Source organism: Collinsella sp. AF16-8, from assembly GCF_003462695.1.
GTDB lineage: Bacteria > Actinomycetota > Coriobacteriia > Coriobacteriales > Coriobacteriaceae > Collinsella.
Window position 1 is genome coordinate 263927 of the sequence record NZ_QRXX01000002.1, and the last position, 24507, is coordinate 288433.

Sequence of the window (24507 nt, forward strand, 5' to 3'; positions counted from 1 at the left end):
CTGCGCTCCGCCCAATCGCCGTAGCAGGCGATTGCAAGATGACTGTGGGTGGTGTTTTTGTGGGTCCATCCGGACCCCAAAAACACCACGCCACAGACCTTGCTTATCGCCTGCTACGGCGATAAGGTTGTTGTGAAGTTGAAACTTCGCGATAAAGAATCGCGAAGTCGATTCTTCATTTTTGGAACGACGCCAGCCGTTCCTCATCAAAAGGAAAGCGAATCGCATAGCAGGTTTTGATCGGAGGCCTCTCCGATCGCTGATTCGTTTTCCGAGGAGGAATCATGAGCAGGCTCCGCCCACACACCGTCAAGGCGTCTCTTTCAAATGACGAGAAGAAAGCCATCACTGCAATCGCAAAGCGACATGAGATGAGCGAGGCGGAACTCATCCGCTTCGTTTTGTGCAATGCCGACGATCTCGATATCGATTTTGGTTTTTCGGAAATCGCTGACCAGAAATTCCGAACCGATGACATTCACGTCCGGGTCTCGCCGGAAGAAAAAAAGATAATTGAAAGCAATGCTGATTCCCTCGATATGACTGTCAGTGCGTATGCACGTCGCGTACTGCTCAAAGGGAATGTCGAGAAAATTGATGTCGATCGGGCGTCGATCGACAAGATCTATCACGAGCTCTTGAAGGAAGGAACGAATCTCAATCAGCTGATGTATTTTGTGAACGCCCAGGGGCTTCCCGCGTACAACGAGAAAGCTGTTTTCCGCACACTCGAAAAGGTTTACCAAGTTGGGCGTAAGCTGGACCGTTTCATCGACGAGCTCGAGAAGCGATATTTCGTCGGCGGTGACCAAAATGACCGTCATTAAGCAGAAGAGCGTTTCGAGTGAACGGTATGCGAAGAACGTCCGTAAATACATCAACGGAAAACATGCGCTTGTGCGCGGTGGCTGGAACATCGAATACAGCGATCGCTGGTTTTCGAAAATGGATAGAACCAGAAAGGTTTTCCACCACGACAAGCCGTCGAGAGCCGGAGCCAAAAACGTAATCCTGCTACACCAGATCCTCGCGTTCCTTCCGGAAGAATGCTCATGCAACGGAGGCAAGATGACCCCCGATGCATGTTTGGCCTACGCGGAGCAATGGCTTGCGAGGCACTATCCGCATCAACAAGTGATTCTCGCGTTGCATGAGGAAAGCGATAAGGCGGGAAAACGGTTCGCGGTCCATATGGCAATCAACCGGACAAACCTTGATACCGGCAAGCGTTGCGACATCGGCGGTCGCAAGGGAAAGTACGAACGCGCCTCATGGGTCCGCGAACTCGATAAGGACTGGAATCTCGCCCAGCTCGAAAAGGGAAAGAAGAATTCGAAGATTCGAGATCGACAGCCGCGCGATATTGAAAAGGTGATTGTCGATCGGGGAGAGTACAGTTATAAAAACAATCTGCGCGAGCTGATCCATATTGCAATCAACGACTACCACCCGAAGAATATGGAGCAGTTCAAAAAATTACTTGCCTCATGGGGCGTAGACATTTTCATCAAGAACAACCGAGTCTATGCGACGGATCTCGATATCAAGGAGGCCGGCAACCCGAAGTGCACTTTCAACCTGACCCGTCTTGACGGGCGGTTCGCGATCAAGCAGCTCGAGGCGGCCTTCAAAAATAACGTGCTGGAAGCAGAGCGAGCCCTTCCATACGAGAGGCGCTGTGAGATTTACATCCAACGGCTTAAGAAGGCGTATTCGGCGTGGGTCGAGCAGGCGAAGGCGAGCAAGGGCGTCGCCTACAACTCGTTCCCGAAGTTCATCGCACCGAAGTGTGATGACGATCTGCTCGAAGATCCGGCGGTTCGCGATGAGCTTCTTGCGCGTCGCGGTTACGCAAGGGAGATTCGCAACCGCTACGCCGGCGCCGTTCCCGATGCCGGTGACGACCGCGTTCGCGCCGCGGGCCAGGCGCACGGCGGCGGCGCTGTGTCGAGGCAGCTGGACGACCGCGTCGTCGACCGCGCTGACTACTCGCGCGGAGACACGCCTCGCTAGTTTTGGAAAGCCTATCGTCGGTGCCCTAGCGCGCTGCCATCCAGTGCCGATTCTTTCATGCTCGCAATTCGGCGAGGGTGAGGAGTATGAATTGATCGGCGGGAGTCAGCCGCTCTGATAGAATCGTCCTTGCTGGCGGCAGCCCTCGTGCCGGGCAGAGCCCTCCATCCGATGGGAGGTGATGCCCATGACTGATTTCACCGAGCTCGTGAAGCTCCTGACCGCTATGGTCTCGCTCCTCACGGCCCTTGTCGGCCTTTCCAAGGCACTCAAGCAGGGTTCGAAGCCCAAAAAGAAAGGCCACCGTCGCTAAGACGATGACCCAACTTCATTAAGCAACGGCTCTGCCCAGCTCTCTACAACTTGGGCTGCCGTCGGCACCATTTTACCCTCCTGACGAGGAATTCGTCCATATTTCAAAAATCAAATCCTGTTCGCGCGTGGGCGCGTGGGCGTAAACTTTTAGTTGGGCAAATCCGGCAGATTGGAGCTTGAAACATGAGGGATATGCACCTCATGTCGCTCATAAAACGTCTCCTGACCTCGAAGGAGAACGTTTTTTAGCGATAAAAGGAGACATAAATATGATCTGGTTTACCAGCGACACCCACTTCGGGCATGAGAACGTGCTGAAGTTCACCGACCGCCCGTGGGAGACGATTTGGCAGATGAACGACGCCATCGTCGACAACATCAACGGCAAGGTTGCCGTGGACGACGAGCTCTACATCCTGGGGGATTTCTCATTCAAGATGACCGCCCAGGACGCCTACGGGCTGCGCAAGCGGATCGCCTGCAGGCGCATCCACCTCGTCCCGGGAAACCACGACAAGGACTGGACCCAGCCGGCGGTCGCGGGCGCCTTCACCGTGGAGCCGCCGATCTGCGTGCTCAAGATCGACGGGCAGAAGATCGTCCTGAGCCATTACCCCATGGCCGACTGGCAGGGCATGAGCCATGGATCGTGGCACCTCCACGGGCACATCCACAGCAGCGGCGGCGCGTACAACGAGTTCAACCGCAAGCAGGGCCTTCTGCGCTACGACGTCGGTTGCGATGCCAACGGGCACTCCCCGGTGAGCCTCGATGAGCTGAGGGAATGGTTCGCCGGAGTCGACGAGCCGTGCGGCCGGGTGAAATGGCCCTGGTGGGTCAACGAGACCGGCGACAGGCAGGTCGAGCGCGAGCTGGCGGCGTACAAGAGGGAAGAGGCGATCCGATGACGGTCTATGTGACGGGCGACATCCACGGTGGGCTCGACATGCAAAAGCTCCGCGACTGGGAGCTTGGCGACAGTCTTACCAGCGACGACTATCTCATCGTTGCCGGTGACTTTGGCTTTCCGTGGGGCTTTTCTGCCGAGGAATGCGCCGACATCGCTTGGCTGGAATCGCGCCCCTACACGGTACTGTTCGTCGACGGCAACCACGAGCGCTTCGATCACTGGGAGGAGCGCCCCATGGAGCCGTGGCATGGCGGGCTGACGCAGCGCCTGTCGGACACCTCGCCCATTCGGCGCCTGACGCGCGGCGAGGTCTTCGAGCTCGACGGTTCGACAATCTTCACCATGGGCGGTGCCACGAGCGTGGACAGGGAATACCGCGTGCCGTATTCCAGCTGGTGGCCTCAGGAGCTCCCGGATGAGCGCGAATTCGATGCCGCGCGGGCAAAGCTCGACGAGGTCGGCTGGAAGGTCGACTGCGTCATCACCCATACCTGCGCCACGCGCATGCTCTCGCCGACGCTCTACCCGGACCCAGGCTGGGAACGCCCCGATGTGGACCGGCTGACCGGATTCCTCGACGAGCTCGAGGACCGCCTGGACTACAAGCGCTGGTATTACGGCCATTTTCACCGAGACGGCAATCCGGACGAACGGCACACGGTGCTGTATGACCGGATCGTGAGGCTCGGGGACAAACTCCTGCCGTGGGGTGCGTACTGATGACGGTCTATGTGACAGGCGACGTGCACGGCAGGGCCGAGTACGGGTCCAGCCGGTTTGCATTCAAAAATTGGCCGCTGGGCCGGACCCTGACGCGCGATGACGCGGTGATCGTGGCCGGCGACTTCGGCTTTGTCTGGGACGGCTCGAATGCTGAGAGGTATTGGCTCGACTGGTTCGAGTCGAAGCCCTGGACCACGTGTTTCGTAGACGGCAACCATGAGAACCACCACGCCCTGGCCGGGCTGCCGGTGCGGGAGTGGAACGGCGGGCTCGTCCATGAGGCACGACCGCACGTGCTGCACCTGATGCGCGGAGAGGTGTTCGATATCGACGGGCTCACAGTCCTTGCCATGGGCGGCGCCGCGAGCAACGACAGGCAGTATCGCAAGGAGGGGAGGAGCTGGTGGCCTGAGGAGATGCCGAGCGAGAAAGAGACGGAACACTGCCGTTCCTCGCTCGACCGCGTGGGCTGGAAGGTCGACTACGTTGTGACTCACGAGGCTCCGGCTGCCCTTGCTGAGGGGCTGTGTCGCGAACGCGGACGTGAGTACCGCGGGGATCCGCTGCAAACCTTCCTGGGTGAGCTCGACGGACGGCTCGGCTACCGCGTCTGGTTCTTCGGTCACTACCATCGCGATAAATGGTGCGACACCAGGCATCGCCTTATCTACCGAGACATCGTGCCGATCGAAGATGCTGCGCCCGGTTCTAGAAACCTTCTAAAAGCGCTCTAGAAGGTTCCTAGAAATCAGTTACCTGACAGGAAGGGCGCGGGACTACTCGCCCCTCATCTTGGTCATGACCTCGACCTTGGCCTCGGCCACGGTCGCCCGCCGCTCGGAGGCGGCGAGGCGGTCCTTGAGGGCGGCGACTTCGGCCATCAGGTCGCGCTGGGCCAGTAGCGCATCGCTCAGCTCGGCCTGGGCTTTCAGCGCAGCGTCACGCTCGCCGCGCAGTCGCTCGATCTCATCGGCCATGGCCTCAGCCTCGGCGTGGAGCTGGGCGACCTGCCTGCCGAGCCCCTTAGCACGGGAAAGGTGCCTGACGCCCGCGGCGTGGAGCTCGTTGTTCTCGAGTTCGAGACTCGCGGTATCGAGTTCGAACTTCTCCTCTATAAAGGCAATCCGCTCATTGCAGTCGGCCTCAATTTTTTCATTCCGATCCGTCGCCTCGGCGAGCTTGCGGTTGAATTTGTCGAGCTGGGCCCTGAGCAGCGCGTTCTCGGTCTTGAGATCGGCGGTCTCGCGCAGCAGCTTCTCTCGCCAAGCCTTTTCAATCTGCTCGGCGGCCTCATCGAGGACGTCCTTCACGCCGGGCGTCTCGCTGATTTTTCTGTCGTTCGGGTTGTCTGTCATCGTGCGGCACTCCAATCAACAATGGGCATGGCTCCGCCATGCCGTACGGCTGGGAACAAATACGCGGCCGCTGTTGAGTTGTGTTTGTCCTGCGCTTGGTGAGTTCTAAAAGCGTCTCAAGTCATACGTTCACGCAGGTTTTCGATTGGAGAAATACCGCACGTTTTCATGGTATCACGTGCCTTAAAGAACATGAATGGGCGGTCATATCGATTCGTTGAAAATAGCACCTACGACGTGCTGGTGGCGGGAGAGTGATGGCGTTAAAGATGTCGAGAATGATTATGGGAGTATTTTAGATGCAGGTATGAGAAAGGGTCGAATCGAAGTGTCTGGCCGGACGCCAATTGTCCGGGAACTGTTTCGGTTCGACCCTGCTTCATTTTACATCCGCGGCATGTTTTTGTAGACGCCTGGCGATTACCGACCTTCACGACCTCGATGACGGTTTCCCCGTCCTCGATTCTTGCCAGATTGCGGTAGACATGCTGCGCGAATGGTCGGATATCATTTGAGCCAGAATCCTCTTCTATTGAAGCGGATTCTGGCTCAGTGGTTTTTAACTCGGTTGTTTGACAGAATCCCACGTCGATAGTCGGGCTGTGGACTTAAGATTTCGGGGGCTCCCAAGCGTTTTCGATCGCGGCGCGGTAGATTGCAGCGTAATTAAGCATCCAGCTGCCATCACCAGTTTTTTGAATATACCCCTTATCCTTTAGAGAAGTATAGGCTCGGGATATCGTGTTCTTGCTCAAGTGGTAGTGATCCTCAATCCATTTGCTTCTAGCGCAAAAGCCCATGGGCCGTTTGTTTTTGGAAGGTTTTCCAAACTTCCATACGAGGCCGAGGATGAGACGCTCGGCGGCAACGGTGGTGACGCAGCACGCCCACTCGGGCACTGAAATAAAAATAGCTTTATCCATTTTCTCTATAATCTTTCGTTGCTCGGTAACATCATCGTTGAATATGTCGGAAATTGACGGTAGCTCGCTCATGTTTACCACCTAGTCAAGGTGGGCGGTACGACCTTCAAGCTGCTTGAAAAGCTCATAAAACGAGCTTTCAAACATGTAATTCGAGCGATGGATTTGGATGAGCTTGCCGGACTCGCGCATGAATTTGCGTGCGGTGTTTTCGCTCCAGCCAGTGAGTTCGCGGATATCGTTAACGCGGAGCAACCGATCGCACTGAGCGGCACCAGTGGGGAAAGTCGGTGTGGACGCCTGAGTGCTAATCTTTGGAGTAGCCATGATGAGCTATCCTTTCAATGAGGGCCCTCCCTGTGCTTGTAAGACTTACCAGGTTCATAAGCACTTGGGGGGCCGGTTTCTATGACTACATGCGTAGCCATCTGACAGCTTTAGCATGTATTAAAACTCATTAGTTGTCAATCAAATATAGCATCTACCTGCGGAAACGGTATTATAGTACCGTAATATTATGAATAAAACGATGAATGAAAAACATGCTATTTCTCGCTTCTCTGTATATAGGCGTTGATGAAGTCTTCGTAGCCTTTAACTGCTTTTATTTCTGATTGTTGAACGAGGCTTGTATACGTTTTGAGCGTGATATTGGGGTCCGCGTGGCCAAGAATTCCTTGCACGCTTCTAACGTCCGATCCGTTCGCCAGCATAAAAGTGCTTACGCAATGCCTGAGCTGATGCGGGCAGATGCCCTTATATAGTTTTCCGCCAGTCGAATTATTCGGCTCATAGATTCCAAGATTGCAGCTAACTGCGAAATCGCGAAACCAATGGTTGAAGATGTAGTTCTTCATGTGACAGACAGTAGGGACCCCTTGCTCGACAGCAATATCGCTAATGATGGGAGTGCTGCCAGTCTGGGACAGCCCCAGAGAGGCCAGGAGCTCTTTTTGTATGGCTGACCATGATTGAAGACGTTCGGCCAGGGTTTCTCCAACGGGGATTTTGCGTTGGCTTTCTTGTGACTTGGGTGCCCTCAGTTCATGATCGTTGGTGTACTGCCTGTCAATTTTCAAGGTTTTATTGGCAGGGTCCCAATCGCGCCATTCGAGGCCCAGCATCTCGCCTTTTCGCATACCCGTATACACTAGTACTAGCGTACCAACAGCTTCGGCGGTGAGCTCAATGTGTTGAAGATGTGTGCATAGGGTAGCTACTTGCTCGATTGTCAGTGATTCTCTTTTGTTGCGTGGTCTGCGAACATGAACGGTAGCGCAGGGGTTTCGGTCAATTATTCTCTTTGCGACTGCATTCGACAGAATCTGGCGCAGTTTCGCATTGATTCGTACAAGCTCAGATGGTTTGTATTTTCCCGTACGACGAGCTTCGGCATATGTTTCTTCGATTAGATCGGGAGTTAGCCCCTCAATTGTCTGAAACGCACCGAATAGGTCTTCGATATGCCTGCAATCGTACGCTTCTCTTTCATAGCTCGTTGGCGCAAGCTCGGTGTCCCTATTTTCATGAAAGGCCCAGCAGTAGGACGCAAGCAAAGTGGGCTTTTTAGTTTTAGTGATCGTGCCAGAGGAGTTGATTTCAGCCAGCTTGGCCTGCATTGCAGCCTTAGCTTCTGTTTTAGTCTTGCAACGAACCGTATAAGTTGGGGATCGTTTGTAACGCCCTGTCTTAGGGTCCTTGACCCCAAGGGAAAAATAATAGCGATAGGTGTTAGGTGATCTCTTGTCTTTCCAACACGTGCCTCTTCCGCTAATTAGTGGTTGTTCTGACATCTTTGCACTCCGTTTCTTTGAATAGTTTTCAACAATTCATTGAGTGCAGTTTAGCTAAAGCTGTTAGTAATATGTTTGTAAAAGCGTAGGCGCAGCTACCGGAGGCAAAAGACACAAACTGCAATGTTTATCTGCGGTTATATGATGTTCAATGATGCTTGATGAATGGTAGGGGGTAGCATTAAATCATATCTCCTAAAGCGGGTGTCGACGGTTCGAATCCGCCCGGGGGCACCAGAGGAATATCGAGCCCGGTACCGCTATGGTGCCGGGCTCTTCTGGTCTAAGGGCAGGATTCGGACCGTCGACACCCGCGTCACCAATTTCCCCGCGGGGGGAGTTTTCGAATCCGCCCGGGGGCACCAGAGATTTGTCGAGCCCGGTACCACCACGGTGCCGGGCTCTTCTGGTCTAAGGGCAGGGTTCGAGCCGTCGACACCCGCGTCACCAATTTCCCGCGGGGGGGGGGTTGAATTCGCCCGGGGCACCAGAGATTGATCGAGCCCGGAACACCGCCACGGTGCCGGGCTCTTCTGGTTCATGCCATATCAAAAACGAAGCGCCCGCTTGCTGGGGGAGCAAGCGGGCGCCTGTGAGTGAATATGTTTGCGGCGAGAGCCGTAATGGGCGGTGGGGTGGCGACTAGTTGGCCGTACCGGAATCGTCGCCCGTGCCCGAGCCCGAACCCGAGCCAGAAAGTGCGACCGTCAGCGTAATCGTGCTGTCGGTAGACTGTTTGCCGGTGGGGGAGACGCCCGTAACGGTGGCGTTTTCATTGCCGCTCACGGGGTTGCCGTTCTGATCGCAGAATGCGATGTTGTAGAACCCGGCGTTGTTGAGCGCGGTGACGGCCGCGGAGATGCTCTTGCCGTACAGGTTGCCCGGAACGCTGGCCTTGCCGGACTTCTTGGCAATGACGACGGTAATCGTGGCGCCAGGCTTCTGCTTGCCGCTGGGGTTCCAGCTAATCACGGTGCCCTCGGTAACCGAATCGTTCTCCTGGTAGCTCACGTCGACGCCAAAGCCTGCCATATCGAGGGCGTTGCGCGCCTGGGCCTCGGTCATGTCGGTCAGATCGGGGACGGAGGTGGTGTCAGGACCGCTGGAGACCTTGTACGAGATGGTCGTGCCCTTCTCGACTTCCTTACCGGGTTCGGTGCCCTGCTCAAAGACCTGGCCCTCATCGGCCTCGTTGGCCTCCTCGGAGGCGTTGCCCTTCAGGCCAACGCTTGCCAGCGCGGCTTCTGCCTGGTCCTTGGTCAGGCCGACAAGCCGGGGAACCTCAACCTTCTCGGAGGGCTTGGGGCCCTTGGAGATTACCAGGTTCACCTTGGTGCCCTTGGCCTTCTTGGTTTTGCCGTTGGGCGTCTGCTCGGCGACCTTGCCCTCGTCGATATCGTCGTTGTAGCTTTGGTCGATGGTGCCGACCTCGAGGCCGGCTTCCTTGATCTGCTCGACGGCAGTCTGCTGGTCCTTGCCCAGCACATCGGGAACGGTGACCTGCTCGCCGCCAAAGAGTCCTGTGGCAAAGGCCACCACGATGCCGATGACGGCAACGGCTGCCACCACGGCGGCGATGATCTTGTTCTTGTTGGATTTGGGCTTTTCGACCTCGTAGGAGCCGGTGGAACCCGAAACCGAGCTACGGGCGGTATTCTGGCCGCTCACGCCCGAGACGGGACGCACCATGGCGCGCGTCTGATCGGAAAGCTCGCGAGTCTTGGTGGCGCCAAGCTCGCCGGGGGCACCGATGATGCGCGTGGGCTCCGAGATGTTGACGGCACGACCGGACAGGTAGCTGTTGAGCACCTGACGCAGCTCGTCGGCGGTCTGGAAGCGGTTTGCCGGGTCCTTCTCCATGCACTTGAGGATGATGCGCTCAAGGTCGGCGTCGACACCGGAGTTGATCTGGCTCGGCGGAATAGGCAGCTCGTTGACCTGCTTGAGTGCGACCGAGATGGCGTCATCACCGTCAAAGGGCACGCGGCCGGTGGCGCACTCGTACATCACGACGCCCAGCGAGTAGATATCCGAGGTGGGGCCGAGGTCCTGACCGCGGGTCTGCTCGGGGCTGACGTAGTGGGCGGTTCCCAGCACGTTGTTGTCTTGCGTGAGGTGGCTGTTCTTGGCGCGTGCGATGCCAAAGTCCATTACCTTGATGTTGCCGTCGGGCAGCACCATGATGTTCTGCGGCTTAATGTCGCGGTGGATGATCTCGTGCTTGTGGGCGACCGAAAGCGCAGAGCTGATCTGCGAGCCGATCTGGGCGACCTTCTTGGGGTCGAGGGCGCCGTGGCTCTTGATGCCGCTCTTAAGGTCAGTGCCGCGCAGGTACTCCATGACGATGTAATATGTGTCGCCGTCCTTGCCCCAATCGTAGACGCCCACGATATAGGGGGAGGAGAGACCGGCTGCTGCCTGGGCCTCCTGCTTAAAGCGTGCGGCGAAGGTTGCGTCGCCAGCATACTGCGGCAGCATGATCTTGACGGCAACCGTGCGGTCGAGGACCTGGTCCTGTGCACGGTAGACGGTCGCCATGCCGCCTGTCCCCACCTTATCCTTGAGGAGGTATCTTCCCCCGAGGACCCTCTGTTCCATTCCTGCTCCTAACATAACTATTCGCTCAACGATGTGTGTAGTACCTACGATGTGGCCGCTGGGGCCGTGTGGCGCGTTGCCGCTAACTCTTCGGCCGCGGCGCGCCTCGGGTGTCCGATTCAATCATGGGCATCACGCTCCCTGTGCGGCGAGCGCCGCGGTCAGGACGATGCCGGCAATCTTGGCCGCCTTGACGTCGTGTTTGTCGTAATCCTCCAAGGCCACCGAGATGGCGACCGTGGGTGAATCGTAAGGTGCAAAGCCAACGAACATCGAGTTGACGTTGGTGCCGCCGGTCTCGGCCGAGCCGGTCTTGCCGGCGACCTTGACGCCGGGGACCTGGGCATCGGTGCCGGTACCGGACTGGACGACGGCGAGCATGGCCTGCTTGACCTGGTCGGCCGTGGCGGAGCTGACGGCCTGACCCAGCGAGCGGGACTGCGTGGTCTTGACCACAGTTCCGTCCGGGGCGAGTACCTGGGCTACAAAGTACGGGTCCATGACCACGCCACTGTTAGCGATGGCGGCGGCAATCACGGCGTTTTGCATGACGGTGGTCTGCGGGCCGGGCGTGTGGTCCATGCCGACAGGCTGGCCGGCGCCGGCCCAAGCGGTCTCCCACTCGGTCATGAGCGACGGGTCTGCCATGATGGAGGCCGCGGAGGTCAGGTCCTGGCCGAGCTTTTGGCCGTAGCCAAAGGCGTTGGCAAACTGCACGAGCGTGTTTGCGCCAACTTCGTTTGCCACCTGGCCAAAGACGACGTTGGAGGACACGGCAAAGGCCTGCTGCAGGCTGATGGTGCCGTAGCTCTCGTTGGCATAGTTGGTGACCGGTGCGTTGCCGATGTCCATGGAGCCGGGCGCCTGGTAGGTGCTGGTAAGGCTGGCGGTGCCGGTCTCGAGTGCCGCGGAAAGCGTAACGACCTTAAACGTGGAGCCCGGCGTGTACAGCGCGTCCATGGCGCGATTGTACATAGAGCCGTCCTCGCCGCCGCCAGCCTGCAGTAGGGCGTCGATGTTGGTGTTGTCGTAGGTGGGCGAGCTGGCACATGCGAGCACCGCGCCGGTACGCGGGTCGATGACCACTACAGCGCCCTTAAAGCCCTTGAGTGCCTGCTCGGCCGCCGTCTGGATGCGCGAGTCGATGGTGAGCTTGGCGGTGTTGCCCGGCTGGGTCTGGCCCGCGAGCGACGCGATGGCGTTGTTCCAGCTGGAGTAGTCCTTAGAACCGGTGAGCGTGTCGTTCATGACGCTCTCGATGGCGGTGGTGCCATACTGCTGGCTCACGTAGCCAACCACGTGCGCTGCCAGGTTACCGTTGGGGTAGGAGCGTACGTAGGTGCCGTCCTCCTGCTGCAGCGACTCGGCCAGCGTCACGCCGTCGGACGTGATGATGGAACCGCGCTGGATGTACTTGGAGCGGGCGATGGTGTGGTTGTTGGTCGGCATGTCCTGATAGTCCTTGGCCTTGATGACCTGGACATAGGTGAGGTTGCCGATAAGGATGGCGAATAGCGCCGTAAAGGCGAGCACCGCACGGGTTAGACGGTTGGCGAGCGCAACGCGGCCGAGCACACCGGATTCAGGCGTGTCGAGCAGGCGACGGCGCATGCGCGAGCCGACGGAATGGCTGCCGCTGCCGTAGGAAGACGAGGTGGCAAAGCGCGTGCCCGTCGGGGCGGCGGCAGATGCGACCTGATCATCGGTGATGGCGGCCATAGTGCCGGTGCCGGTAAGCTCGGCCTCGCGTCCGGTCGCTTCGTCACCGGCGCGCAGCAGGAGCGCGACGATGATAAAGCTCGCCAGCAGCGAGGAGCCGCCCTGGCTCATAAAGGGCAGGGTGACGCCGGTCAGCGGGATCAGGCGGGTTACGCCGCCAACGATCAAGAAGGCCTGGAAGCTGATGGCGGCCGTAAGGCCCGTGGCACTAAAGGCTGCGAGGTCGGATTTAGCGCGGGCGGCCGTGGTGAGGCCACGCACGGCAAAGAGCATAAACAGGATGAGCACGGCGCCGCCGCCCAAAAGGCCCATCTCCTCGCCGATAGCCGAGAAGATAAAGTCGGACTCGACGACGGGGATGTTGTTGGCCATGCCGTTGCCGATGCCAACACCGACCAGACCGCCATCGGCAAGCGAGAAGAGCGATTGGACGATCTGGTAGCCCTGGCCCTGGGCGTCCTTAAAAGGATCGACCCAAACCTGGAAACGTACCTGAACGTGAGACAGGAACTTGTAGGCGCCCACGGCTCCAACGGCTAAGAGCGCAAGGCCGATAACGACATACGAGAATCGTCCCGTGGCAACGTAGAGCATCAGCAAGAAGATGGTGTAGAACAGCACGGCCGAACCCAGGTCGCGTTCGAAGACGACGACGAGCAGGCACACACCCCACACGGCAAACAGCGGCAGCAGCAGTCGCAGGCGAGGGATCTTAAAGCCCAGGATCTTGCGGTTGGAGATGGAGAGCAGCTCGCGGTTCTCAGCCAAGTAGCCGGCCAGGAACAGCACGATAAAGACCTTGGCGAACTCGCCGGGCTGGATGGTAAAGCCCGCGATGCGAATCCACAGCTTGGAGCCCGAGATCGTGGTGCCGATAAAGATAGGCAGCATCAGCAGAATGATGCCGATAATGCCAAAGGTGTACTTGTAGCGCATGACCACGTCGAGGTTTTTGACCAGTGCAAGCGTTCCCACCATGAGCGCCACCGAGACAAACAGGATGATGAGCTGTGAGATGGCGAGAGCGGGGGCGAGGCGTGTCACGAACGTGATGCCGATGCCCGAAAGTATAAATACGATGGGCAGGATGGCGGGATCGGCGCCAGGCGCCAAGATGCGCACGGCGATATGTGCTGCGGCGAAGGCGGCGAAGAGGCCGATCGGTACGGCGAGCGTCTCAAAGGAGATAGCGGCGCCCGCGGTGAGGACGTACATCGCATACAGCAGGATGACGGGGAACGCCGAGGCGATGAGCAAGAGCAGTTCGGTGTTGCGGCGACTCATAAGCGGCACTCCCTTTCTAATTCTTATCGGAGGCTTCGGCCTCGGCGGACTGTTCGGCGGTTTTCTCGGAATCTGATTCGGAGGTCGATCCCTGGTCGGTGTTGTCGCGAATCGTTTGCGCGTCGATCACCTGGCGGGTCTGCTCCTCGTCGATCTGGTGGCGGTACTTGGATATCGTGTCCTGCGCATCGTCGACACTTGTTTGCGGAATGCCCGCCTTGAGGCGGTTTTGCGTGTCTTCGGGCAGGTCGGACAGCTTAATGCTGGTTTCGCTCTCGAGCCAGTGAAGCTTGAGTCCGAGCGGCTTGCCGGGCAGGCCGCGCCAGACGGCGACATTGCCCTGGTAGGTACCCAGGTAGTACGAGCCGGTGACACCCGTGTAGGCCCAGATGGCAGCCGCCAGCACCAAGACGAGACCTAAGACGACGCCGATGGTGACGTTGCGGCGACGCACGCGTTGCGCCTCGCGCATAACGCCATCGTCAACCAGGTCAACGACTACTACGGTCACGTTGTCGTGGCCGCCGGCGGCAAGCGCCGCGTCCACTAGGTTGTCGACGCAGATTTGCGCGGTTGAGGACTGCGTGGCGATGTTCTCGATATCGCTATCGGGAATCATGCTCGAAAGGCCGTCAGAGCACAGGATCAGGCGGTCGCCTTCCTCGATATGCAGAGTGAAGTGGTCGGCATACATGGCGGGGTCTGAGCCCAGCGCACGGGTGATGACCGAACGGTTGGGGTGGACGCGAGCCTCGTCTGCCGTGATCTCGCCGGCGTCCACGAGCTCCTCCACGTAGGAGTGGTCGCGGGTCACGCGGATGAGCGTGCCCTCGTGGAGCAGGTAGGCGCGAGAGTCGCCCACGTGGGCGATGGCGAGCGTGTCGTTTTCGATATAGGCGCAAGTGGCTGTGCAGCCCATGCCGGGCTTGCCTAGGCCGTTCAGGGCCGCCTCGATTACGGCGGCGTTAGCTGCCTCGACGGCTGCGGCCAGGCGTGCTGCGTCGGCGGACTGCGGGGCCGTCTTGGCAATAGTCTCGACGGCGATGGAAGAGGCTACCTCGCCGGCGGCGTGACCGCCCATGCCGTCGCATACGCAAAAGAGCGGCGACTGCACCAGGTAGGAATCCTCATTGTGCGGGCGCACACAGCCAACGTCGGAGCGGGCGCCCCACATGAGTTGCGTGGTGGTGCCGGCATCATAGGTCGAGTCGGTCTCGATGCGCTCCTCGGTCAGGGGCTCAAAGCTCATGGTCGAGCCGGGGTCTTTGAGCTTGGCTTCAACGGCGGCTACGTCGATCTCGGCTGTGTCACCGGGAGAGACGGTGTCGGTCTCGGCGTTTGATTCGGAATCGCCGGTGTCCGGGGAGTCGGGCTCCTCGGACACGCGGGCGGTCGACTCGTCGTCTTGCGGGCTGACGTCTATAGACTCGGGCGTCGCAAAGTGCGACGGCGCGAGCGTGCTTTGCGACTGGGCGGCGGGCTCAGCCACAGCATCGGACTCGTTTGCGGGCGCAGGCTGCGGGGTCTTGGGTGCAGGGCCGTCCTCGGGGGATGGCCCTGCCTCGGGCGCCGGCGTAGACACGGGCGCAACCTCGGATGCCGGGGCTATGGGAAACGCCGGCGCGGCGGGCTCGGGTGCCGCAAACACCGCAGCGCTCTCGTTGATTGCCGCGGCTACGGGCTCTGCAAAGTGAGCCGGCGCCGGGGTTGCTTCGGACGCTGTGGGCTGTTCCGCAGCATGTGCGCCGATGGGCGCCGCTACGGCATTCTCTTCGTCCTCGTTATCGGCGAGATCCGAAATATCATGCGTTACATGCGAAAGAGGCAGGGAGAACACGGTGTCCTCGGGTTCCACGGGTGCGGAGCCCGCCGGAGCGGCGTGGGCCGGCGCAGCTGTGGCGGCAGCCGGTGCCTCGGTCATAGTTGCGGACTTGTTCTCCTCGTCGATCATCGACGGTTCACCTTCATGACCACATCGCCAATCTGGACTTCGTCGCCCTCGCGCAGCGTTGCAGGCTCCACAAGCTGGCGGCCGTTGACGAGCGTGCCGTTAAGCGAGTTGAGATCCTCGATGATGAGCGCCGGGCCCTGCAGCGAAAATCGCGCATGCGAGGCCGAGACGAACGGTTCGTTGATGCAGATGTCCGAAGACGGCGAGCGACCGACGATGACGGGGCCGAGCATGTCTACGTGGATGCCGCGGATACCGCGCGGACCCTTGTCCACATCGATCGTCCAGATAGCCGAGTCGCGGCGCTGTCCGCGCACAAGCCCCACGCCGGTCTTCATGACGGCGAACAGGAAGATATAGAGCAGGGCGACCAGGACGATGCGGCCTGCAAAAAGGACGATATCGATGTTCATAAGCGACTATCCCCTAAATTCAAAGGTGCTCAGGCCAAACGTCAGCAGATCGCCGTTGCGCAGCGGGCAGCGCGTAATGCGGCGGTTGTTGACGAGTGTGCCGTTGGTGGAATTGAGGTCCTCGATCGACCAATCCGAGCCAGTAAAGGTGAGCTGGGCGTGGCGGCGCGACACGTTGGGGTCGCGCAGGGCAATGTCGGAAACTGAGCGCTCGCGACCGATGGTCACCTGTGCGGAGGTGATGCTATGGCTCTCGCCGCTCACGACGTCGACGAGCTGGGCGAGCGGGCGCTGCGGGGCGCGAGTGCTCGCCATGTTGGAGGCGATGCCGGCTGCGGCGCCTAGGCCCACGGCGGCACCGGTCGCGGCGGCTCCGCCCATGCCGGCAAGCGCGTCGCGCGAGACGGTCTGCGGCACCGGGATGGGTGCGGCGGCGGGGTCGGGGACGCTAGGCGCGAAGGGGTCTGCCACGGCAAGCGGGTCGGGAGCGGCGGCGCGAGGCGTCGGCTGCTGCTGGGGCATGGCAGCGGGGCGCTGCTGCTGCGGGGCAGCAAACTGCTGCTGGCCGGCGCGCGGGGCGCTGGCGGCACGGCTTGCCGCGGAGTTGTTCTGGCCCAGGCCGTTTTGATAGGCGCGCTCTTCTTCGTACAGGCGGCCGAGCGTGGGGGCATCGACGTTCTCGGCAAAGACCGAGAACTTGCCGGCGCGCAGCTGCGGATCGATCATAAAGCGCACGAGGGGCTCGCCGACAAAGACATAGCGGCGCTTTTCGGCCTGCGCTTTCACAAACTCGCGGACCTCGCGCGAAAGCTCGGGGTAGAACGGGGCGAGCATGGGATCGTCGTCGGCGGCGATCAGGATGGTATAGAGTGCCGGCGCCGTGTTGACGCCGTTGATCACCAGAGTCTGATCCTCCATGTCGCGAGCGGCCTGCTTGGCAAGCTTCTTAAAGGAGAACGGGGCACGGGTGGCACCGAAGATGCCGGCCACGTGGTCCTCGAAGATGTTCAGGAAGTTCACGAAAGATCACTCTCCGTATAGGTTCTTTGGTATCCGAGCAAATATAGGCATATCCCAACGATTATAGAGGATAGGGTTCCCGCAACCGCCGCCTTGGCGGCGACCGCGGCTGCAAGGCTGGCAATTTCCATATGGTGTGCAAGACAGGATGCCGCTGCGCAGCCGATGCCGGTGACGGCGATAGCGGCGATTGCGGCAAGGTTTGAGCCCTGGTCGGCACGCTTGGCATGGGCATTGAGCAGCGCAGATGACGCTGCAGCAGTTGTCGCGACCAGCACAAAGGCAGCCCAAAGGAGCGGGTCTTCCAGCGCTGCGGCAACGTTACCGAGCCCCAGCACGCCTCCGGCTGAAAGCGCGACCGTCGCCAGACGGGCAAAAAGCACGCCCATGCCCGTTGCCGCGGCGGCGCTTGCCGGGCCGAGCCAAAATGACGCGACGCCGGCGGCGACCCCAGCTGCCAGGAAGGTATTGCCAGTCAGACAGCCAAGCGCGAGTGCACAGGTGAGCGCGGCGCTCGCGGCAGCCTCGGTGCGACCCCAGGCGATCCACCAACCGGACATGGCGGCGGCAAAGATCACCGCGACGGGCAACATCGACAGGATGCCCTGCGCCTGCATGGTGGCGTTGGCCATGAGCACCAAAAAGCCCACAGCCGAGATGGCCGAGCCGATCTGGGGGGCCAGGCCAGCCGCCGCTCCGATCGCGATAGCCGCAATGACCAGGCCGGGAAGCGCCGCGACCCCGGCCGTTTGCATCAGCAAAAAGCTAAAGGCGCCGCACGTTAGCGCCGAGATAGCGTGCATGGTGTAGTCGCGCGCATGGCTCCAGCGCGTGCCCGCCCAGCCGAGCGCGGGGTCGACCTCGATGGCGTCGTCCTCGTAGTACGACGGCTCGATATCGTCGAGCTCCTGCTCGTCATCCGAAAGCTCGCCAACCATTTGCTCCAGACTGCGACGGCCCTCGCGCACGCTGCCCAGACCGGCAAGGATCTGGTCGCAAAATGCCTCGATGCTGTTGGGGCGGTCCTGCGGCATGGGGGAGAGCGCGCTCATGAGCGCGGCCTCGGCTCCCGGGGGAAAGTGTGGTATCAGCTCGCTGGGATAGGTGGCGCCGCCGATGATGCGGTCGAGCGAGTCGGCGGGCGTGGCCGCCATAAAGGGAGCGCTGCCGCACAAGCCCTCATAGATAACGCAGGCAAGGGCAAAGACATCGGCGCGTTCGTCGACCGTGCCGGTCTCGATATCGAGCTGCTCGGGCGGCATGTAGCCGATGGTGCCGCCGCGCGAGCCGCCAAAGCCACCGGCGGACGACAGTCGCGCCATGCCAAAGTCGGTGAGCTTTACATTGCCCGAGTGGTCGATGAGCACGTTGGCGGGCTTAATGTCCAGGTGGAGTACGCCATTGCTATGGGCGAAGGTGAGCGCCTGGCCCAGGGCATCGGCAATGGCCGCGGCCTCGTCAAAGGTGAGCGAGTGGCCGTCCACGCGATGCAAAAACTCGGCCAGTGACATACCGTCGACATACTCCATGACCAGGTAGGCATAGGCGGTGTCATGCGTAAAGTCGATGACCTGCACGATATTGGGATGTTGAAGCATGGCGGCAGTATGCGCCTCGCGCAGGACATCCATGATGTCGCTGGCGGGCATGCCGGCGCCGTTGATAAGGGGGATGCGCTTAATGGCGACGCGGCGGCGCAGGTGCGTGTCGCGGCAAATCTCGATGGAGCCAAAACCGCCGGTCGCAAGTGTCTCGAGCGGCTGGTACCGCTTGAGCAGCTCGCGAGAGCTGGTGCCCTCAAAAGGAACGTCCGGCGAGAACCGGGCGGTATGTTGCGAGAAAAGCGGCATGGCCAACCCTCGTGCGTTTAAAGTTCGTTTGCGAGTGGCGGGCGCGGAGCCGAGCCGTTCGCGGTGGCATAGATGCTGCTAGTGTAACACGCTCGGGCAGATGGCGAGGAAACGGGGATGAGGTGGTCCGATCGATTCGGGCCGTTTCGGCTCGTTCGGAAAGCGCACCCCAGTTTTCAGCCAAATAATGGGATGCGCCTTCCAAATGGGGTGGGCTGCGGAAACTGCATCCCAGAATATTGCCCTGGAACGGGATGCGCTTTCCGAACCGGCGTCTAAAAGGAAACCGCATCCCGCTTTGATGTGGGGACTGCGAACAAAAGCCGGACCGTGATCTGGCGCGGATTGGAGTTCGCCTGAATCATTGATGCTGGCTGGTGTGAGAACAGAGATAAACGAGCGGCTCGAGCGATATAATGACACGCTATGGAGGCCATATGCTTTTTTCCCGCCGTTCTGCTACGTCTGCCTGCGCCATTGCGCTTGTCGTAATGGCGGTCACCCCTTATCACCGGTTTTCATCTTCAATCGGCCTGGCGTCAGGTGCAATGACCTGGCTCGTTATCCTGGGCGCATGCCTCGCGGCGTTTGGTCACGGTGTTGCGCTCCGCAAGGGGAGAGAAATAAGGCGGCCGGGGTTCCTTGGCGCCTTCGGTATTTTCCTTGCTGCTATTGCAACGGTTCCCGAATGGGCCGACCTGGCCTTCTATGCTCGCGGAGATTCTATTCCATTCGTGTTTGCGCCTATCTGGCTGTTGCGCGGCGTTTCATGCGCCTCGTGCTTTGCTGGGTCGTTGCTCCTCTCATATGTAATTTGGGATACGGCGGGCTCTCCTTTGACGCGGGGGGCGACGCGGGCTGACGAAAGAGAAACTCGTCATCCGCAGGACGCGATTTTTACAGAAACAATAGCCGTCATGTCTTGTCTGCTGTTCTGCTGTCGAGTTTCATGGAGAGTCATCCCTGAGCCATGGGGAGCACTCTCTGTTTCGGCCGCGTCAATTGGTCTTGTGCTTTTAATTCCGTTGGTCTATCTCGTATTGGTTGCGGTCCCGCTGTTTTGCTGTTTCAGCGCCTTTGGTCGGGGACAGAGCGACGTGTTTGCCCGTTCTGCGCTCGTGGCAGTCCCTATTGGCCTTGTTCCGGCTGTTGAGGCGGCATACTTTGCAAGCGATGACGCGATCATTGCATTGCTTGCGATGGGGTCCGCTATCGCTGCTGCCTTCGTATGCATGTTGCTAAAGAGAAAACGGGACAACAATTCGGATATCGCCTGCGTGTCCGACCCATTCGATGCGGGGGTGTTTTCCCCTGCCCTGTCGCCTAGAGAAGAGCAGTTTGTTCGACTGCTGCTCAAAGGGAAAACGCCGGCGGAAATTGCCAAGGAGACGGATACGAAGTCATCGACGGTGCGAACAACGCTTCACCGAGCATACGGGAAGGCGTCGGTTGCGGGCTCACGCGAGCTCGTGGCGTTGTTTGTGGACGAGGGTGATGCTGTAGGGCCCGAGCTGTCGCGGCGGCATGCTGACGATATGTTGGCATCAGCTCGGACGCGCCGGCTGTTTCGATACCTGCTCACATTATTTTTTATCCTCCTTGCGGCGGGCCCCTTGGTAATGGCGGATAGTTATTGGGGATCCGGTGTTTCATGGGCTGTTACCTTTTCTCTCTCAAGCTATGCATTGGGTCTCGGACTGCTTCTGTCACTGCACTACGCGGGTGAAAAACTGAATCGTGAAGCTGCACTGACTAGAACGGATGGGGCGATTGGGCTCGGAAGCCCGTGCGTGTGGGCGATACTGTCTGCCGTGGAATGGTCTTTTGTCTATATCGCGGCATGGAGGTGCGTACGCGATCCGTTGATGGCTGTGCCGGTCCTGTTTTGCGGCATGACGTCTATGGCTTCGCTCGCTGTTGGGCTGTGTTCATTTAAGGCGCGTGGCCGTACTCGGGCTATCGTGCCGTTGGCGTTAATAGGTGTATCCGCTTTAATCTATGCAGCCACTAGGGGGCGAATCCATGGACTTGCGGTGCTGACGGGGATACTGTTCACATATATAGTGCTGCGTAGCTGTCCGCAGCGCAAAATGCTCGGGGTATGGATGCTTTGCTTTGGGGCGACGGCTCCTGTTTGGGTTGTCTTGCTCAACATGGCGCAGGATCTGATGGTTTTCGAGCCGTTGTTCCTTACTTCGTTGCTGGGGCAAAGTTCGGCTGTCAATGTCGTCGTGGCAACGGTGATCGTCTGCTGGTCTGCGCCCATGTTCGTCACGCACATCGCGCTCACCCGCTCGGTTGAGAACGAGAAGGCCGTCTTGGAGTACCGCGCGAACGGGCTTACCGAAGCAGCTCGCGTGCGCCAGCTTGCCCTGCTTGCGTCGCGCTCCCTTTCTGATGTTCAGTCGCAAATTTTGCTGATGACGGCAGAAGGCGCAACGACAAAGACCATTGCGGAGGATGTCGGTTACGCTGCATCTACGGTGCAAGCACTGCGGTCTGCATCTTACCGCCAGTTGAAGATCAAGAATAAAGCGGAGCTTGTTTCATTGTTATCGCAGGTAGATAACGTGTAAACGCCTGAGCGATCAACTCAATAGCGGGTGTTTACAGACATCTTTCTCTATTCATGCAAAGGTTGCCGTGCGTCGACGCATTGTTAACCGCTTTTGATTGGAGAAGGCCATGATTAAGCCAAGGAGCGCTATTGCTCGAATCGGAGTCGGCTTGGCGATTGTTGCGGGCTTGTCGATGGGTGCACCTGCCGCATCATTTGCTCAAGAGGAGTTTGACACTTCCCAGGTTTCTAGCATTTCGCAGAGCGCGGATGCCGGAATTGCCACATGCAAGAACAACGAAGATAGAGATTTCGCTTTTCAATGTTCTGGCACGAGCGCAACCGGCTATCGCCAGAAAGAAGATTCATCTTCAGTCTACATTTGGATCAAAGGCTATTCAGGAAAGCCGTTACGTTTGTACGTGGACGGTGCCTATGACAATAGAGGAACGGGCAATTTGAATTGCACGCAGGGCGTGTATCGCTCCAACCATGAGCGTGAATGGGAGATATACAATCTCGTCCGTGAGAATAAACGCAGCTATGCTCGTCTGACTGCATGGGCCGAGTCCGGATACGGCACGGTCTATGGAAAGTGGAGCCCCGATTGCTTCGGCCATTTTAACAAACTTCCCTCCTAGCCAATCCGCAGCTTCTTGTTGTGATTAGGGCCGGGCCGAGTGTTGCTACTCGGCCCGGCCGAAGGGAGGGTGATGTCGCTTGAATAGAAATCTAATGCGGCACGAGTTGTCCAAGATATTTGGCAATCCTATATTTGCGTTGACCCTTATGGTTGCAACTGCAATTTCGATGGCGGCTGCCATTGAGGCATGGTGGACGCTCGAGACTGAGCGCAAGCAGCTGTTATCGCTTGGCTATGGCGTTGGTTTGCAAGCCCAGGCATACCTCGGCCAAACGCGTGAAAGTAGCTTTGGTAACTGGATCGTTGTGAGTGCAAATGCACCGCTATCGGCATCAGTGTTTTTCTATGCGCTGCCGTTGCTTGCCATGCTGGCCGGGTCGTGGTCATGCCTGTCCGAGCGTTTGAGCGGTTACGAGGCGCAGATCTGCACACGTGTTTCTAGAAATGCATACGTGAACGTGAAGATGCTGTCTGCTTTCCTCTCTGCGTTTGCGGTCACGGCTATTCCGCTACTCGTGAACTTCCTGATTGTCTCAATGCTGTTTCCCGCGTATCTCCCCCGGGTCGACGAATCGACTTACGTCGGGCTCTATCTGCATAGCTATTTTTCTGGCCTGTTTTATTCCCGGCCTCTGTTGTACGTGCTGGTTTATATACTGTTCGATGCGGTGACGCTGGGGGCTCTATCCATGGCCGTGACCGGTCTGTCGGTTGTGTTTCGCAGCAGAATCAAGGCGATGGTCGTTCCATATCTGATTATGGTTGCATGGCACTTTGTTAACGACTGGATTTTTAGCGTCCTTTCATGCGTCGGCTTTAACTGCAACATTCTTAACAGCATCAGGTCGGAATCACTAAATAACTGGCCCGACATTCGAGCAGGGTTTGCAGAAATCATTTTGCTGTTCGTCTTTTCTTTGATTTTCGCGAGATTCTTAAAAAGACGCGAGGTGGTCTGATGCTGTTTAGGCTGGTCGCCGCGGACCTGAGGACCGTTTTGAAGAAGAACATCCTTACTTTTATTGCGATTGCGGCAGTGACCGTTGCGAACTTGGTGTACGCCTACGGCTTGTCTTCTGTGTATGGGGTTCGGACGAATGCCTTGGGGTTTGCTGATAATCTCGCGCTCGTGTTTGCCGGATCCGCTCCGTTTGAGCCTAGGCCCGGGCTCATGTTTGTGCCTCCGTTAGGATGGCTATTTGTCATTCTGCTTATTCTCTATACAACACTCGATTATCCGACCGAATCGTTGCACGGGTTTGGTTTGCAAGCGCTTGTTCGATGCCGGTCAAGAACCCTTTGGTGGGTCTCGCGTTTTATCTTGGTGGCGGCGGTAACGGCATTTTCGCTGCTCGTGGTGGTTTGCTCTGTTGTGATTTGGAGCTTGATGGTGAGCGCCTCGTTCAGCGCGGTCATTCATGGTGAGTCGCTTCAGCTGGCTAATTTGGCGCCGTGGTTTCTCAAAGCTGGCGAGGCGGATGCGCTGCCGTTTTTCACAGGTCTCTTTTTTGCTTTCGAGGCGCTTGCGTTTGCGCAGGCAGTGATTGGCTTTGTACTTGGGCCGTCGGTCTCGTTTGTGGTTTTAATGAGCTACCTGATCTGCTCGGCATATGCACGGCATTGGGCGCTATTGGGTAACGCCTTGATGCTGTTGCGCTGGGGCGGAATTGTCAAAGATGGAATCGCGGCGGGCTCGAGTGGCTTGTTTTCAATTGTGATTATGTCGTTATGCCTATCGTTGGGTGGACTGTGGTTTCGAAGGGCCGACCTTATAGAAAAGGGGGACAAGATATGAGCGTGATCGTTAGGGACGTATCGAAGCGCATAGGCAAAAACGATGTTCTGCGCAACGTGTCCATCGAGGTTGACCCTGGGACTGTGGTCGGTCTTCAGGGGATAAACGGTTCGGGTAAGACCATGCTTATGCGAGCGGTCTGCGGATTGATCAAGCCTACCGAAGGCGAAATCTCTATCGATGGCCAAAGGCTTGGGGCGGACATCTCTTTCCCGCCGAGTCTGGGGATGTTGATCGAGGCGCCTTCCTTTTTGGGCTATCTGTCTGGTTACGACAATCTGGAGCTCATTGCTCAGATCAAGGGCGTTGCAACCCGCGAGGACATTCGCTCTGCCCTGCGGCTCGTGGGGCTCGATGCAGACGAAAAAAAGAAGTTCCGAGCATACTCGCTTGGGATGAAGCAGCGTCTGGGGATAGCTGCGGCAATTATGGAAAAGCCGAAGCTGCTTGTTCTCGATGAGCCAACAAATGCCCTCGACGAAGCGGGCGTGGAAATGCTCAAGCGCGTTGTGGCGATGGCGGCATCAACGGGTCGCGAGGTTATTCTGTCCAGCCATGACGGAGAGGTGCTCGAGGAGCTGGCCGATCGGGTTTACTGCATGCGCGACGGTGCCGTTGTGAAAGTTCGGGAAAGGTCGTGAGCGC

The 24507-nt window shown here is 58.6% G+C and carries 21 protein-coding genes; 11 read left to right on the forward strand and 10 right to left on the reverse strand.

From position 1 onward, the window contains the following. Positions 1 to 284: 284 nt before the first annotated feature. The 6 genes from DWW73_RS03410 (at position 285) to DWW73_RS03430 (ending at position 4695) form a co-directional block, all read left to right on the forward strand. Positions 285 to 827 carry a hypothetical protein gene (locus DWW73_RS03410; RefSeq protein WP_117778755.1) on the forward strand — a complete coding sequence of 181 codons (543 nt, stop codon included), beginning with the start codon at positions 285 to 287 and terminating at the stop codon, positions 825 to 827. Beyond that, positions 814 to 2013: a relaxase/mobilization nuclease domain-containing protein gene (locus DWW73_RS03415; RefSeq protein WP_117778756.1), complete on the forward strand. Its 1200-nt coding sequence runs from the start codon at positions 814 to 816 to the stop codon at positions 2011 to 2013. The genes DWW73_RS03410 and DWW73_RS03415 overlap by 14 nt, the downstream gene beginning before the upstream one ends. A gap of 187 nt (positions 2014 to 2200) precedes the next feature. Further along, complete coding sequence (locus tag DWW73_RS10365) at positions 2201 to 2326, forward strand: hypothetical protein (protein ID WP_255413117.1); 126 nt, start codon at positions 2201 to 2203, stop codon at positions 2324 to 2326. A gap of 271 nt (positions 2327 to 2597) precedes the next feature. Then, a complete protein-coding gene (locus DWW73_RS03420) occupies positions 2598 to 3236 on the forward strand; it encodes a hypothetical protein (protein ID WP_117757934.1) in 639 nt (212 codons plus the stop codon). Continuing rightward, positions 3233 to 3958: a metallophosphoesterase family protein gene (locus DWW73_RS03425; RefSeq protein ID WP_117757933.1), complete on the forward strand. Its 726-nt coding sequence runs from the start codon at positions 3233 to 3235 to the stop codon at positions 3956 to 3958. Before DWW73_RS03420 ends, DWW73_RS03425 begins: the two co-directional genes overlap by 4 nt. Further along, positions 3958 to 4695 (forward strand): metallophosphoesterase, encoded by a 738-nt coding sequence (locus DWW73_RS03430; RefSeq protein ID WP_117778757.1) that lies wholly within the window; start codon positions 3958 to 3960, stop codon positions 4693 to 4695. Before DWW73_RS03425 ends, DWW73_RS03430 begins: the two co-directional genes overlap by 1 nt. 42 nt (positions 4696 to 4737) lie before the next feature. Here DWW73_RS03430 and DWW73_RS03435 read toward each other — a convergent pair whose 3' ends face one another. The 10 genes from DWW73_RS03435 to DWW73_RS03485 all read right to left on the reverse strand — a co-directional run bounded on the left by DWW73_RS03435 (position 4738) and on the right by DWW73_RS03485 (position 18867). Further along, positions 4738 to 5316 carry a hypothetical protein gene (locus DWW73_RS03435; RefSeq protein ID WP_117757931.1) on the reverse strand — a complete coding sequence of 193 codons (579 nt, stop codon included), beginning with the start codon at positions 5314 to 5316 and terminating at the stop codon, positions 4738 to 4740. Between the two features lie 608 nt (positions 5317 to 5924). After that, a complete protein-coding gene (locus DWW73_RS03445) occupies positions 5925 to 6311 on the reverse strand; it encodes a hypothetical protein (protein WP_117629695.1) in 387 nt (128 codons plus the stop codon). Between the two features lie 9 nt (positions 6312 to 6320). Further along, positions 6321 to 6566, reverse strand: coding sequence for a hypothetical protein (locus tag DWW73_RS03450; RefSeq protein ID WP_117640700.1), 246 nt, complete (start codon positions 6564 to 6566; stop codon positions 6321 to 6323). A gap of 218 nt (positions 6567 to 6784) precedes the next feature. Beyond that, positions 6785 to 8032, reverse strand: a complete 1248-nt coding sequence (locus tag DWW73_RS03455; protein ID WP_117640701.1) for a tyrosine-type recombinase/integrase — start codon at positions 8030 to 8032, stop codon at positions 6785 to 6787. Between the two features lie 642 nt (positions 8033 to 8674). Beyond that, positions 8675 to 10630, reverse strand: a complete 1956-nt coding sequence (gene pknB / locus DWW73_RS03460; protein ID WP_117778758.1) for a Stk1 family PASTA domain-containing Ser/Thr kinase — start codon at positions 10628 to 10630, stop codon at positions 8675 to 8677. A gap of 132 nt (positions 10631 to 10762) precedes the next feature. Beyond that, positions 10763 to 13633 carry an FtsW/RodA/SpoVE family cell cycle protein gene (locus tag DWW73_RS03465; RefSeq protein ID WP_117778759.1) on the reverse strand — a complete coding sequence of 957 codons (2871 nt, stop codon included), beginning with the start codon at positions 13631 to 13633 and terminating at the stop codon, positions 10763 to 10765. 16 nt (positions 13634 to 13649) lie between these two features. After that, a complete protein-coding gene (locus DWW73_RS03470; RefSeq protein ID WP_117778760.1) occupies positions 13650 to 15584 on the reverse strand; it encodes a Stp1/IreP family PP2C-type Ser/Thr phosphatase in 1935 nt (644 codons plus the stop codon). Beyond that, positions 15581 to 15997, reverse strand: a complete 417-nt coding sequence (locus DWW73_RS03475) for an FHA domain-containing protein (protein WP_006235180.1) — start codon at positions 15995 to 15997, stop codon at positions 15581 to 15583. Before DWW73_RS03475 ends, DWW73_RS03470 begins: the two co-directional genes overlap by 4 nt. Before the next feature lie 6 nt (positions 15998 to 16003). Next, on the reverse strand, positions 16004 to 17017 hold the full coding sequence (locus DWW73_RS03480; protein WP_035136732.1) for an FhaA domain-containing protein: 1014 nt from the start codon (positions 17015 to 17017) through the stop codon (positions 16004 to 16006). Continuing rightward, positions 17014 to 18867: a serine/threonine-protein kinase gene (locus tag DWW73_RS03485; RefSeq protein ID WP_117778761.1), complete on the reverse strand. Its 1854-nt coding sequence runs from the start codon at positions 18865 to 18867 to the stop codon at positions 17014 to 17016. Before DWW73_RS03485 ends, DWW73_RS03480 begins: the two co-directional genes overlap by 4 nt. Before the next feature lie 437 nt (positions 18868 to 19304). Between DWW73_RS03485 and DWW73_RS03490 the strand changes: the two genes are divergently transcribed. From DWW73_RS03490 to DWW73_RS03510, 5 genes are all read left to right on the forward strand, one after another. Then, a complete protein-coding gene (locus tag DWW73_RS03490; RefSeq protein ID WP_158549373.1) occupies positions 19305 to 21443 on the forward strand; it encodes a LuxR C-terminal-related transcriptional regulator in 2139 nt (712 codons plus the stop codon). A 109-nt stretch (positions 21444 to 21552) separates the two neighbouring features. Continuing rightward, on the forward strand, positions 21553 to 22065 hold the full coding sequence (locus tag DWW73_RS03495) for a hypothetical protein (protein WP_117778762.1): 513 nt from the start codon (positions 21553 to 21555) through the stop codon (positions 22063 to 22065). 94 nt (positions 22066 to 22159) lie between these two features. Then, positions 22160 to 23026 carry a hypothetical protein gene (locus DWW73_RS03500; protein ID WP_117778763.1) on the forward strand — a complete coding sequence of 289 codons (867 nt, stop codon included), beginning with the start codon at positions 22160 to 22162 and terminating at the stop codon, positions 23024 to 23026. A 38-nt stretch (positions 23027 to 23064) separates the two neighbouring features. Then, positions 23065 to 23862 carry a hypothetical protein gene (locus DWW73_RS03505; protein ID WP_147325193.1) on the forward strand — a complete coding sequence of 266 codons (798 nt, stop codon included), beginning with the start codon at positions 23065 to 23067 and terminating at the stop codon, positions 23860 to 23862. Continuing rightward, a complete protein-coding gene (locus DWW73_RS03510) occupies positions 23859 to 24503 on the forward strand; it encodes an ABC transporter ATP-binding protein (RefSeq protein ID WP_117640711.1) in 645 nt (214 codons plus the stop codon). The genes DWW73_RS03505 and DWW73_RS03510 overlap by 4 nt, the downstream gene beginning before the upstream one ends. Positions 24504 to 24507: the final 4 nt, after the last annotated feature.